The 12,341-nt window shown below is 72.1% G+C and carries 13 protein-coding genes; 10 read left to right on the top strand and 3 right to left on the bottom strand.

Annotated elements, in window-relative coordinates; all coding sequences use genetic code 11:
• From ABT116_RS14625 to ABT116_RS14615, 3 genes are all read left to right on the top strand, one after another.
• Positions 1-419 (top strand): GNAT family N-acetyltransferase (locus ABT116_RS14625; protein ID WP_351632548.1); only part of this gene is annotated, 419 nt, incomplete at its 5' end.
• A gap of 91 nt (positions 420-510) precedes the next feature.
• Positions 511-1,059 (top strand): GNAT family N-acetyltransferase, encoded by a 549-nt coding sequence (locus ABT116_RS14620; protein WP_351632545.1) that lies wholly within the window; start codon positions 511-513, stop codon positions 1,057-1,059.
• Between the two features lie 106 nt (positions 1,060-1,165).
• Positions 1,166-2,866: a proline--tRNA ligase gene (locus ABT116_RS14615; protein ID WP_351632543.1), complete on the top strand. Its 1,701-nt coding sequence runs from the start codon at positions 1,166-1,168 to the stop codon at positions 2,864-2,866.
• A gap of 252 nt (positions 2,867-3,118) precedes the next feature.
• Here ABT116_RS14615 and ABT116_RS14610 read toward each other — a convergent pair whose 3' ends face one another.
• The 3 genes from ABT116_RS14610 to ABT116_RS14600 are packed head-to-tail and all read right to left on the bottom strand — an operon-like array spanning position 3,119 to position 5,061.
• The gene (locus ABT116_RS14610; RefSeq protein WP_351632541.1) at positions 3,119-4,018 is read right to left on the bottom strand and encodes an aminoglycoside phosphotransferase family protein; all 900 of its coding nucleotides are present in this window, start codon (positions 4,016-4,018) and stop codon (positions 3,119-3,121) included.
• 48 nt (positions 4,019-4,066) lie between these two features.
• Entirely contained in the window at positions 4,067-4,531 is a 465-nt protein-coding gene (locus ABT116_RS14605; protein WP_351632539.1) for a ferritin-like domain-containing protein, read from the bottom strand.
• Complete coding sequence (locus ABT116_RS14600; protein WP_351632537.1) at positions 4,528-5,061, bottom strand: hypothetical protein; 534 nt, start codon at positions 5,059-5,061, stop codon at positions 4,528-4,530. Before ABT116_RS14600 ends, ABT116_RS14605 begins: the two co-directional genes overlap by 4 nt.
• Positions 5,062-5,277: 216 nt before the next feature.
• Between ABT116_RS14600 and rimP the strand changes: the two genes are divergently transcribed.
• The 7 genes from rimP to truB all read left to right on the top strand — a co-directional run bounded on the left by rimP (position 5,278) and on the right by truB (position 12,248).
• Positions 5,278-5,775, top strand: a complete 498-nt coding sequence (gene rimP / locus ABT116_RS14595) for a ribosome maturation factor RimP (RefSeq protein WP_351632535.1) — start codon at positions 5,278-5,280, stop codon at positions 5,773-5,775.
• Positions 5,776-5,777: 2 nt separating this feature from the next.
• Positions 5,778-6,776 (top strand): transcription termination factor NusA, encoded by a 999-nt coding sequence (gene nusA / locus ABT116_RS14590; RefSeq protein ID WP_351632532.1) that lies wholly within the window; start codon positions 5,778-5,780, stop codon positions 6,774-6,776.
• A 102-nt stretch (positions 6,777-6,878) separates the two neighbouring features.
• The gene (locus ABT116_RS14585; RefSeq protein WP_078955822.1) at positions 6,879-7,175 is read left to right on the top strand and encodes a YlxR family protein; all 297 of its coding nucleotides are present in this window, start codon (positions 6,879-6,881) and stop codon (positions 7,173-7,175) included.
• A gap of 145 nt (positions 7,176-7,320) precedes the next feature.
• Positions 7,321-10,434 (top strand): translation initiation factor IF-2, encoded by a 3,114-nt coding sequence (gene infB / locus ABT116_RS14580; protein WP_351632529.1) that lies wholly within the window; start codon positions 7,321-7,323, stop codon positions 10,432-10,434.
• Between the two features lie 133 nt (positions 10,435-10,567).
• Entirely contained in the window at positions 10,568-10,861 is a 294-nt protein-coding gene (locus ABT116_RS14575; RefSeq protein WP_030853207.1) for a DUF503 domain-containing protein, read from the top strand.
• Positions 10,862-10,893: 32 nt separating this feature from the next.
• Positions 10,894-11,346 (top strand): 30S ribosome-binding factor RbfA, encoded by a 453-nt coding sequence (gene rbfA, locus ABT116_RS14570; protein ID WP_107459164.1) that lies wholly within the window; start codon positions 10,894-10,896, stop codon positions 11,344-11,346.
• A complete protein-coding gene (truB, locus tag ABT116_RS14565; RefSeq protein ID WP_351632525.1) occupies positions 11,343-12,248 on the top strand; it encodes a tRNA pseudouridine(55) synthase TruB in 906 nt (301 codons plus the stop codon). Before rbfA ends, truB begins: the two co-directional genes overlap by 4 nt.
• Positions 12,249-12,341: the final 93 nt, after the last annotated feature.

Below are 12,341 nucleotides of genomic sequence, written 5' to 3'. Positions count from 1 at the left end.
GCGTCCGCAAGGACGAGATGGAGACGATCATGCCGGCGTGCGTGGCCATGTTCACCGAAGAGGTCGGCGTCTCCCCGCTGGCCGGCGACGGCGGCCTGCTCTACCAGGCCCGCGTCGCCGAACTCGTTGGCTCCGGCCGCTCCTTCGCCCGCTTCGACGCGGACGGCAAGGTCGTCTTCAAGGCCGAGATCGGCGCCGCGACGGACCGCGCCTGCCAGATCCAGGGCGTGTGGGTGGCCCCCGAGTACCGGGGCACCGGCCTGGCCGCCCCGGGCATGGCGGCCGTACTGCGCTACGCCCTCGCCGACGTCGCCCCCGTGGTCAGCCTCTACGTCAACGACTTCAACACGGCGGCCAGAAGGGCCTATCAGAGGGTGGGCTTCCAGGAAGTGGGAGCTTTCATGAGCGTCCTGTTCTGAAACGTCCCCGTAGGGGCGCGGGGAACTGCGCGACCAGCCAAAGACAACCGGCACCCGGCAACGCGCGCGAAACCCCCTGTAGGCTCCCCGCATGGACCTGGTGATCGGCCCACTCGACCTCTCCGCCCACGTGGACGAGGCTCTGGCCATCCAAGCCGTGGCCTTCGGCCTCGGCCCCGACGAAGTCGCCGTCCGCCGCCAGATCGTCCTGCGCCACATGACCTACCCGGGCGCCCGCGCCCTCGGCGCCAGCACCGCCGAACGCCTGGTCGGCTTCGTCTACGGCATGCCCAACGACCGCACCCACTGGTGGTCCACCGTCGTCGAGCCCTACCTCCGCGCCCAGTACAACGACCACTGGCTCGACGACTCCTTCGTGATCACCGAACTGCACGTCCACCCGGCGTACCAGAACCGCGGCCTCGGACGCTCCCTGATCACCACCATCACCGACGGCGCCGACGAACCCCGCTCCATCCTCTCCGCGATCGACACCGACAGCCCGGCCCGCGCCCTCTACCGCTCCCTCGGCTACCAGGACCTGGCCCGCCAGGTCCTCTTCCCCAGCGCGCCGAAGCCGTACGCCGTGATGGGCGCCCCCCTGCCCCTGCGCCGCGGACAACCGATGCGCCGCGGATAACCGATTTCCACCGCCGCGCACCCCCCGGATAACCTCCTGCCATCACCTTCCCCCGCTCTCGGCTCCGCTCGAGCGGGGGACCCCCAGCAGCAGGAGCAGAGGAACCATGGCAAACGCACCGGTCCAGCGCATGTCCCAGTTGTTGGCGAAGACGTTGCGCGACGACCCGGCGGACGCCGAGGTCCTCAGCCACAAGCTCCTCGTCCGCGCCGGCTACGTACGCCGCACCGCCGCCGGCGTCTGGAGCTGGCTGCCCCTCGGCAAGAAGGTGCTCGCCAACGTCGAGCGCATCGTCCGTGAGGAGATGGACGCCGTAGGCGCCCAGGAGGTCCTGCTCCCCGCCATCCTCCCGCGCGAGCCCTACGAGGCCACCGGCCGGTGGGACGAGTACGGCCCCGAGCTGTTCCGCCTGCAGGACCGCAAGGGCGGCGACTACCTCCTCGGCCCCACCCACGAGGAGATCTTCACCCTCCTGGTGAAGGACCAGGCGTCCTCCTACAAGGACCTGCCGGTCATCCTCTACCAGATCCAGAACAAGTACCGCGACGAGGCCCGCCCCCGCGCCGGCATCCTGCGCGGCCGCGAGTTCCTGATGAAGGACTCCTACTCCTTCGACACCGAGGACGAGGGGCTCGCCAAGTCCTACGCCCTGCACCGCGAGGCGTACCAGAAGATCTTCGCGCGCCTCGGCCTCGACTACCGCATCTGCGCCGCGACGGCCGGCGCGATGGGCGGCTCCAAGTCCGAGGAGTTCCTGGCCCCGGCCGAGGCCGGCGAGGACACCTTCGCCGACTGCCCGAACTGCGACTTCGCCGCCAACACCGAGGCGATCACGTACGAGCTGAAGCCCGTCGACGCCGCGGAGGTGCCGGCCGCCGAGGACATCCCGACCCCCGACACCCCGACCATCGAGACCCTCGCCGCCTCCCTCGGCGTCCCGGCCTCGGCCACGCTGAAGAACCTCCTCGTGAAGGTCGACGGCGAGATCGTCGCCGTCGGCGTGCCCGGGGACCGCGAGGTCGACATGGACAAGGTCGAGGCGCACTTCGCCCCGGCCGCCGTCGAGCTGGTCACCGAGACGGACTTCGCCGCCCGCCCCGACCTGGTCCGCGGCTACGTCGGACCGCAGGGCCTGGACAAGGTCACGTACATCGCCGACCCGCGCGTCGCCCCCGGCACGGCCTGGATCACCGGCGCCAACAAGGCCGGCACCCACACCAAGAACGTCGTCGCGGGCCGTGACTTCGAGGTCGACCGTTACGTCGACGTCGTGGTCGTGCAGGAGGGCGACCCCTGCCCGAAGTGCGGCACGGGGCTGGTCCTGGACCGCGCCATCGAGATCGGCCACATCTTCCAGCTGGGCCGCAAGTACGCCGACGCCCTCAAGCTCGACGTCCTCGGCCAGAACGGCAAGCCGGTCCGCGTCACCATGGGCTCCTACGGCATCGGCGTCTCCCGTGCGGTGGCCGCCCTCGCCGAGCAGAGCGCCGATGACAAGGGGCTGTGCTGGCCCGCCGAGGTCGCCCCGGCCGACGTCCACGTGGTCGCCGCCGGCAAGGCCCTCCAGACCGAACTGGCCCTGGACATCTCCCAGAAGCTGGCCTCGGCCGGTGTCCGCGTCCTGGTCGACGACCGCCCCGGCGTCTCCCCGGGTGTCAAGTTCACGGACTCCGAGCTGATCGGCGTACCGCAGATCCTCGTGGCCGGGCGGCGCGCGGCCGACGGTGTGGTGGAACTGAAGGACCGCCGCACCGGCGAGCGCGAGGAACTGACGGTCGAGGAGGCCGTCGCCCGCCTCACGGCGTAGCACCGAGAGGGCCGGGCGGGCTGACCGGTTCAGTCCGCCCAGGGCTCCGGGGCCGCGAAAATGCCGGCGGCTGCGCTTGGGCCCCGGGGCTGCGAGGCGAGGACCGAACCGGTGCCCCGGGCCGGGCCGCATCCGCGCGCAACCCGCGGAGGAAGCCGGGTGAGGGGCCTCGATGCGGGCGAGGGGCCTCTACGCGGGCCACGCGGGTCCGCAGCCACCTCCCTCGGCCCCGCCCCTTCGGCTCCCCGGGCCCTACAGCCACCCCGCGAATTCCAGCAACAGCTCCGCATCCCGCGGCCGTCCGACCCGCCCCGCGCGCACGCCCGACTCCACGGCCCGGAACAGCGTCCAGCCCCGCAGCCGGTCCTGGTCCACGTCCAGGGACTCGGCGAGCCGCTTCACCCGGCGCCGGGTCGTGGCCGCGCCGGACGGCTGGGCGATCAGGTCCTCCACCCGGTCCCGGACCAGCCGGGCCAGATCGAAGGCGCACTCGCCGACCACCGGGTCGGGCCCCACGGCCAGCCACGGCATCCGCTCCCCGCCGAGCACCTTGCTCTGCCGGAACGTGCCGTGCAGCAGCCGGTGCTCGGGCGGCGCGACCAGCAACTCCTCGCGCGCCGCGAGCGCCAGATCGACCAGCGCGGCCACCTCGGGCTGGACCCGGGCCCGCGCCCGCATCGCCTCGGCCTGCCGCCCGGTCCGCTCGGCCACGGTCTCGAACGGGAAGCCGGCGGGGGGTTCCACCCACAGCCGCCGCAGCGTTCCCGCCGCCTCCAGCAGTGCCTTCGCCTCCGGCAGCGACCGCACCGACACATCCGGGTGCAGCCGCTCCAGCAGCAGCACGCCCTCGGCCGACACAGGTTCGAGCAGCTGTACGGCACCCCGCCCGGCCCAGTGCGCGAGCGCGGCCCGCTCCGCCTCCGGACGGGCCCGGCTCGGCGCCAGCTTGAGCACGGCGGGTGTCCCGTCGGCCGCCCGCACCAGCACGACCAGGCTGCTGCGCCCGCCGGGCAGCTGCACCCGTTCCACGGTCAACTCGCGTAGCGCGACGGCCTGCTGCGCCGCCCCGGGCAGCTTCTCCAGCCAGTCGTCACCGTCCGGCGCCGTCTCACCGAGCGCCCTCACCAGACGCTTCGGCGGTTCGAAAACCATGCGCGAGTCGTTCCCTTCGTGCTGTCCGCGGTGCGTGCCCTGCGCGGGTCACGCCGTCGGCGCCGCCGAGGGCGGGGCCGTGCCGGCCCGCTCGGCGAGCCCAGGGAAGGCTACGCTCTCGCCGCGCCAGCGCACCGCCCGCACCGCCGCCTCCCGCAGCGCCTCGGCGGCCAGGGCCCGCCGCCCGCCGCCCGCCGCGCGCACGAGGTCGGCGTACACCCCGGCCACCCGGTCCTCCAGCTCGGCGGCGAGCCGCACGGCCGCCGCCGCGTCCGGCACCTGGAAGGGCAGCGCGTAACCGGCCGACGCGGCCACCGGCCGGCCCCCCAGGTCCTTCACCTCGCGCACCAGCGCGTCCCTGCGCGCCCGGTGTGCGTCGTACGCCGTGACGGCCTCGGGGCGCTGCCCCTCGCCGATCCTCCCGCCGACTACGCCGTACCCGTAGACCGCCGCGTGTTCGGCCGCCAGCGCCGCCTGCAGAGCCCGCAGCTCCCGGTCCTTCTCCTCGCTCACGCGCCGCCCTCCGTCAGCAGATACACGTGCGCCGCCCCGGCCGCCGCCACCGACGCCAGCAGCCGCGCCAGCTCGCCCGGAACCGCGCCCAGCGCTTTGACCCGCCGGTCGGCGAGCTCCCGCTCCGCCGCGGCGAGCCCGGCGAGGGCGTCCTTGTCGTTCCCCGGCACGGCCGCGGACGGCGATGGAGAGGACGTCGCGGACACCGAAGCCGACGGGGACGCCGAGGGCGATGCTTTCCGGCCACCGCCGAGCGCCTGCGCGTGCCGTACGACCTCCTCGCGCAGCGGCCGCAGCCGGCCCGCGAGGGACGGCCGGGCGGCGATCACCGCGTCGTAGTGCTCCGCCAGCCCCTCGCTGTCGCGGGCCGCACGCGCGCGTGCCCGGTCGGCGGCCGACGTGCCGTCTCCGGCCGGGCCGCCGGAGTCCCCGCCGGTGCAGCCCGCCAGGGCGAGGGCCGCCGGGGCGACGGCGAGCAGACTCCTTCTGCGCGGCCCCGAGCGGGTACGCGGCGATGGGGGGAACGGCACGTCAGACGTCCTCGGGGCTCGTGTCGAGAAACTTTCGAGAAAGAAGGGACCGCAAGGGCTGCGCGCCCGTGATCACGGTACCCGGGCCTTGACCCGGCATCACTCAGCGGCACCGTTGGTGACCGGGTGGACGGCAACACTCCCCGCGACCGGATACCCTTTGACCAGACACGCGACCCATCCCACAACAGCACACGCGGCCGAGGAGTCACCCGGATGAGCACCACCCAGAGCGAGAGGCTGCGAGAGCTACTGGAACCGCTCGTCAGCTCCCAGGGCCTGGATCTCGAGGAGATCGAGGTGGACTCCGTCGGACGCAAGCGTGTGCTGCGCGTCGTCGTCGACTCGGACACGGGCGCCGACCTGGACCAGATCGCCGATGTGAGCCGCGCGCTCTCGGCGAAGCTCGACGAGACGGACGCGATGGGCGAGGGCGAGTACACCCTCGAGGTCGGCACCCCGGGCGCGGAGCGCCTCCTTTCGGAACACCGCCACTACGTTCGCGCCACGGACCGGCTGGTGAAGTTCCAGCTGGCCGAGGGCGGCGAGCTGGTCGCCAGGATCCTGAAGGTCGACGACGAGGGTGTCGACACCGAGGTGCCCGGCGTGAAGGGCCGCAAGGCCACCGCGCGCAGGATCGCCTTCGACGACATCGTCCGGGCGCGTGTCCAGGTCGAGTTCAGCCGCAAGGACAAGAAGGAAGAGGAGGCGTAGCCGTGGACATCGACATGAGCGCCCTGCGGGGCTTGGTTCGGGAGAAGGAGATCTCCTTCGACCTGCTGGTCGAGGCGATCGAGTCGGCCCTCCTCATCGCCTACCACCGCACCGAGGGAAGCCGCCGCCACGCGCGCGTGGAGCTCAACCGGGAGACCGGCCATGTGACCGTGTGGGCGAAGGAGGACCCCGACGACCTCGAGGAGGGCCAGGAGGCCCGCGAGTTCGACGACACCCCGTCCGGCTTCGGCCGTATCGCCGCCACCACGGCCAAGCAGGTCATCCTGCAGCGCCTGCGCGACGCCGAGGACGACGCGACGCTGGGTGAGTACGCCGGCCGCGAGGGCGACATCGTCACCGGAGTGGTCCAGCAGGGCCGCGACCCGAAGAACGTGCTCGTCGACATCGGCAAGCTCGAGGCCATCCTGCCCGTGCAGGAGCAGGTGCCGGGGGAGACGTACCCGCACGGCATGCGGCTGCGCTCCTACGTCGTCCGGGTGGCCAAGGGCGTCCGCGGGCCCTCCGTCACCCTCTCGCGCACGCATCCCAACCTGGTGAAGAAGCTCTTCGCCCTGGAGGTGCCGGAGATCGCCGACGGCTCGGTGGAGATCGCCGCGATCGCCCGCGAGGCCGGTCACCGCACGAAGATCGCCGTACGGTCCACCCGCTCCGGCCTGAACGCCAAGGGCGCCTGCATCGGCCCCATGGGCGGCCGCGTGCGCAACGTCATGGGCGAGCTGAACGGTGAGAAGATCGACATCGTCGACTGGTCGGACGACCCGGGCGACATGGTGGCGAACGCGCTGTCCCCGGCCCGGGTCTCCAAGGTGGAGATCGTGGACATGGCGACCCGGTCGGCCCGGGTGACCGTGCCCGACTACCAGCTGTCCCTGGCCATCGGCAAGGAGGGGCAGAACGCCCGCCTCGCGGCCCGGCTGACCGGCTGGCGGATCGACATCCGCCCGGACACCGAACCGGCCGCGGCCGGCTCCGAGGAATAGATCCAAGCCGCGCGCCGTTCAGATCACGACAGGTTCATGCGCGGCAAGTGTTCGAATCCTGCCCCAAAGGGGTGAGGAGCGTACGGGGAGGTAGACTTAGCAGTGTCTGGCCGGACGCGCGCCCGCGCATGCCCTGAACGCACCTGTGTGGGGTGTCGGGAGCGAGCGGCCAAGGCCGAACTGCTGCGGATCGTAGCGATCAAGGACGCATGCGTCCCTGATCCACGCGGTACGCTGCCCGGCCGGGGTGCGTACGTACACCCCGCACCGGTCTGTCTCGACCAGGCGGTACGCCGCCGGGCGTTCCCGAGGGCACTGCGCGTCCCGGGACCGCTCGACACAAAGGCGTTGCGCCAGTACGTCGAGCAGACGACAGTTGCCGAGCAGGCAACACGGTAAGACGTGCCGCACGGAACCCCGTGCGGCTAGGTACCTCGCGAGTCGAAAGCAGGTCGAGATTGCGATGAGCACTCGATGAGTACGCGATGAGTACGCCCATGAACTAGCGACGGTCCGGACGCAACCCGGACCTCAAAGGAGCGAAGTGGCTAAGGTCCGGGTCTACGAACTCGCCAAGGAGTTCGGCGTCGAGAGCAAGGTCGTCATGGCCAAGCTCCAGGAACTCGGTGAATTCGTCCGTTCGGCGTCTTCGACGATCGAAGCGCCCGTTGTACGCAAGCTGACGGACGCCCTCCAGCAGGGCAGCGGTGGCGGCAAGCCCGCCCCCGCCCGCAAGGCTGCCCCGGCGAAGCCGGGCGCCCCCTCTCCCGCGCAGGCTGCCCGTCCGGCCGCCCCGCGCCCGCCGGCCCCCAAGCCGGCCGCCGCAGAGAAGCCCGCGGCTCCGGCCGCGCCGGCCACTCCCGGCCCCCGTCCCACCCCGGGCCCGAAGCCCGCGCCGCGGCCCGCCCCGGCGTCCCCGGCTCCGACCACGCCCGAGTTCACGGCACCCCCGGCGGCTCCCGCCGCGCCGGCTGCCTCCCAGGGCCAGGGCTCCGGCCCGCGTCCGGGCGCCCCGCGTCCGGCCGGCCAGTCGCCGCGTCCGGGTGCTCCGCGTCCGGGCGGTCCCGGCCAGGGCGGCCAGGGCCGTGGTGACCGCGGTGACCGTCCCGGCGGCGCTCCGCGCCAGGGTGGCGGCGCCCCGCGTCCCGGTGCCCGTCCGGCGGGTCCCCGTCCGGGCAACAACCCGTTCACCTCTGGTGGCTCCACCGGCATGGCGCGCCCGCAGGCGCCCCGTCCGGGCGGTGCCCCGCGTCCGGGCGGCCCCGGTGCGCCCGGTGGCGCCCCGCGTCCGCAGGGCCAGGGCGGCCAGGGCGGTCCCCGTCCGCAGGGTGCCGGCGGCGGTCCTCGTCCGCAGGCTCCGGGCGGCGCGCGTCCGACCCCGGGCGGCATGCCTCGCCCGCAGGGCGGCGGCCCGCGTCCCGGCGGCGGTCCCGGCGGTCCGCGTCCGAACCCCGGCATGATGCCGCAGCGTCCTGCTGCAGGCCCGCGTCCCGGCGGCGGTGGCCCCGGCGGCCGCGGTCCCGGTGGCGGCGGTCGTCCCGGTGGCGGCGGCGGTCGCCCGGGTGGCGGCGGCTTCGCAGGCCGTCCCGGTGGCGGCGGTGGCGGTTTCGCCGGTCGTCCCGGTGGTCCCGGTGGCGGTGGCGGCGGTTTCGCCGGCCGTCCGGGTGGTCCCGGCGGCGGTGGCCGTCCCGGCTTCGGTGGCCGTCCCGGCGGTCCCGGTGGCCGTGGTGGCACGCAGGGTGCGTTCGGCCGTCCCGGCGGTCCGGCGCGTCGTGGCCGCAAGTCGAAGCGGCAGAGGCGCCAGGAGTACGAGGCCATGCAGGCCCCGTCGGTCGGCGGTGTGATGCTGCCTCGCGGCAACGGCGAGACCGTTCGCCTGTCGCGCGGTGCCTCGCTCACCGACTTCGCGGAGAAGATCAACGCCAACCCGGCGTCGCTCGTCGCGGTCATGATGAACCTCGGCGAGATGGTCACGGCCACGCAGTCCGTCTCCGACGAGACGCTGCAGCTCCTCGCCGACGAGATGAACTACACGGTTCAGATCGTCAGCCCGGAGGAGGAGGACCGCGAGCTCCTCGAGTCCTTCGACATCGAGTTCGGCGAGGACGAGGGCGACGAGGAGGACCTGATGGTCCGCCCGCCGGTCGTCACCGTCATGGGTCACGTCGACCACGGTAAGACCCGGCTCCTCGACGCCATCCGCAAGACGAACGTCATCGCGGGCGAGGCCGGCGGCATCACCCAGCACATCGGTGCCTACCAGGTCGCGACCGAGGTCAACGAAGAAGAGCGCAAGATCACCTTCATCGACACCCCGGGTCACGAGGCGTTCACCGCCATGCGTGCCCGTGGTGCCCGGTCGACGGACATCGCGATCCTCGTCGTCGCGGCCAACGACGGCGTCATGCCGCAGACGGTCGAGGCGCTCAACCACGCCAAGGCGGCCGAGGTCCCGATCGTCGTCGCGGTCAACAAGATCGACGTCGAGGGCGCCGACCCGACCAAGGTGCGCGGTCAGCTGACCGAGTACGGCCTGGTGGCCGAGGAGTACGGCGGCGACACCATGTTCGTCGACATCTCCGCCAAGCAGGGTCTGCACATCGACTCCCTGCTGGAGGCCGTGATCCTGACGGCCGATGCCTCGCTCGACCTGCGGGCCAACCCGCACCAGGACGCGCAGGGCATCTCGATCGAGTCCCGCCTCGACCGCGGCCGCGGTGCCGTGTCGACGGTCCTCGTCCAGCGAGGCACGCTGCGGGTCGGCGACACCATGGTGGTCGGCGACGCGTACGGCCGCGTCCGGGCGATGCACGACGACAACGGCAACAGCGTTGCCGAGGCCGGTCCGTCGACGCCGGTTCAGGTCCTGGGCCTGACCAACGTCCCGGGTGCGGGCGACAACTTCCTGGTGGTCGACGAGGACCGTACGGCCCGTCAGATCGCCGAGAAGCGCGCCGCCCGTGAGCGCAACGCCGCGTTCGCCAAGCGCACGCGCCGCGTCTCGCTCGAGGACCTGGACAAGGTGCTCAAGGCCGGCGAGGTCCAGCAGCTGAACCTGATCATCAAGGGTGACGCTTCCGGATCGGTCGAGGCGCTCGAGTCCTCGCTGCTCCAGCTGGACGTCGGCGAAGAGGTCGACATCCGCGTCCTGCACCGCGGTGTCGGTGCGGTCACGGAGTCCGACATCGACCTGGCCATGGGCTCCGACGCCATCGTCATCGGCTTCAACGTGCGCGCCGCCGGGCGTGCGCAGCAGATGGCCGAGCGCGAGGGTGTCGACGTCCGGTACTACTCGGTCATCTACCAGGCGATCGAGGAGATCGAGGCGGCCCTCAAGGGCATGCTCAAGCCGGAGTACGAAGAGGTCGAGCTCGGTACGGCGGAGATCCGCGAGGTCTTCAAGTCGTCCAAGCTGGGCAACATCGCGGGTGTTCTCATCCGCTCCGGCGAGGTCAAGCGCAACACCAAGGCGCGCCTCATCCGCGACGGCAAGGTGGTCGCGGAGAACCTCAACATCGAGGGTCTGCGTCGCTTCAAGGACGACGTCACCGAGATCCGCGAAGGGTTCGAGGGCGGTATCAACCTCGGCAACTTCAACGACATCAAGGTCGACGACGTCATCGCGACGTACGAGATGCGCGAGAAGCCGCGCGTCTGACCTGAGCCACGATCGGGGCCGATCGACGGGACTTATTCCGTCGATCGGCCCCGGCCGTTGCGTGTACGGTTCCCGTATCGGCGTCGAAGCGTGACGCCCGTACCCCGGACCGGCGGGACATCCGGATACACACATGTATGTGGGGACTCTGTCCTTCGATCTGCTCCTCGGCGACGTCCACTCGCTCAAGGAGAAACGCTCTCTCGTCCGTCCGATCGTGGCCGAACTCCAGCGCAAGTACGGGGTGAGCGCGGCGGAGACGGGGAACCAGGACCTCCATCGCAGGGCCGAGATCGGGCTCGCGGTGGTCTCGGGGGAGACTGGGCACCTCACCGACGTACTGGACCGCTGTGAGCGGCTCGTCGCCGGGCGGCCCGAAGTCGAACTGCTCTCGGTTCGACGCAGGCTCCACAGCGACGAAGACTGAAGCAACAAGTAAGCACTTAAGGAGACGGACCAGTGGCCGACAACGCGCGCGCCAAAAGGCTGGCGGACCTCATCCGAGAGGTGGTGGCCCAGAAGCTGCAGCGCGGGATCAAGGACCCGCGGCTCGGCTCGCACGTCACCATCACGGACACCCGGGTCACCGGTGACCTCAGGGAGGCGACCGTCTTCTACACGGTGTACGGGGACGACGAGGAGCGCGCGGCGGCCGCCGCCGGCCTGGAGAGCGCCAAGGGCATCCTGCGCTCCGAGGTGGGCCGGGCCGCCGGTGTGAAGTTCACGCCGACGCTGGCCTTCGTCATGGACGCCCTCCCGGACACCGCCCGGAACATCGAGGACCTCCTCGACAAGGCGCGCCAGTCCGACGAGAAGGTGCGCGAGGTGTCCGCCGGGGCGAAGTACGCCGGTGACGCCGACCCGTACCGCAAGCCGGACGAGGACGACGAGACGGACGACACCGCAGAATGACCCAGAAGCACACCACGCCCGACGGCCTTGTCATCGTCGACAAGCCGTCGGGCTTCACTTCGCACGACGTCGTCGCCAAGATGCGCGGCATCGCCAGAACACGACGCGTCGGGCACGCCGGCACCCTCGACCCGATGGCGACGGGCGTCCTCGTCCTCGGCGTCGAGAAGGCCACCAAGCTCCTCGGCCACCTCGCGCTGACCGAGAAGGAGTACCTGGGCACCATCCGGCTCGGGCAGAACACCCTCACGGACGACGCCGAGGGGGAGATCACCTCCTCCACGGACGCCTCCAAGGTCACCCGCGACGCCATCGACGCCGGCATCGCCGCGCTGACCGGCGACATCATGCAGGTGCCCTCCAAGGTCAGCGCCATCAAGATCAACGGCGTGCGGTCGTACAAGCGGGCCCGGGAGGGCGAGGAGTTCGAGATCCCGGCCCGGCCGGTCACGGTCTCGTCCTTCGGCGTGTACGACGTCCGGGACGCCGTCGCCGACGACGGCACGGCCGTCCTCGACCTGGTCGTCTCGGTCGTCTGCTCCTCCGGCACCTACATTCGGGCCCTGGCCCGCGACCTGGGCGCCGGTCTGGGTGTCGGCGGTCACCTCACCGCGCTGCGCCGCACCCGCGTCGGCCCCTACAAGCTGGACGCGGCCCGCACCCTCGACCAGCTCCAGCAGGAGCTGACGGTGATGCCGATGGCCGAGGCCGCCGCTGCCGCGTTCCCCCGGTGGGACGTCGACGCCCGGCGGGCCAAGCTGCTCACCAACGGCGTCCGGCTGGAGATGCCCGAGACGTACGCGGGCTCCGGCCCCGTCGCCGTCTTCGACCCGGAGGGCCGCTTCCTCGCGCTCGTCGAGGAGCAGCGGGGCAAGGCCAGGAGTCTGGCCGTCTTCGCCTGACGGCTCGGGGAGCGGGTGTCCGCCCGTGGAGCGGCGGCCACGGGTACCTCCACTGCCGCCGCTCCACGGTCCCCCCTCGGTTCCCCCACCCCT

Source organism: Streptomyces sp. NPDC002130, assembly GCF_040296465.1.
In the GTDB taxonomy this organism is placed as follows: domain Bacteria; phylum Actinomycetota; class Actinomycetes; order Streptomycetales; family Streptomycetaceae; genus Streptomyces.
This window is presented reverse-complemented; position numbering and strand designations above follow the sequence as displayed.

Excerpts from the sequence above, each read along its gene's own strand:
- ABT116_RS14620 (WP_351632545.1), top strand. The coding sequence starts at position 511 with ATGGACCTGGTGATCGGCCCACTCGACCTCTCCGCCCACGTGGACGAG.
- ABT116_RS14615 (WP_351632543.1), top strand. The coding sequence starts at position 1,166 with ATGGCAAACGCACCGGTCCAGCGCATGTCCCAGTTGTTGGCGAAGACG.
- ABT116_RS14610 (WP_351632541.1), bottom strand. The coding sequence starts at position 4,018 with ATGGTTTTCGAACCGCCGAAGCGTCTGGTGAGGGCGCTCGGTGAGACG.
- rimP (WP_351632535.1), top strand. The coding sequence starts at position 5,278 with ATGAGCACCACCCAGAGCGAGAGGCTGCGAGAGCTACTGGAACCGCTC.
- ABT116_RS14575 (WP_030853207.1), top strand. The coding sequence starts at position 10,568 with ATGTATGTGGGGACTCTGTCCTTCGATCTGCTCCTCGGCGACGTCCAC.
- truB (WP_351632525.1), top strand. The coding sequence starts at position 11,343 with ATGACCCAGAAGCACACCACGCCCGACGGCCTTGTCATCGTCGACAAG.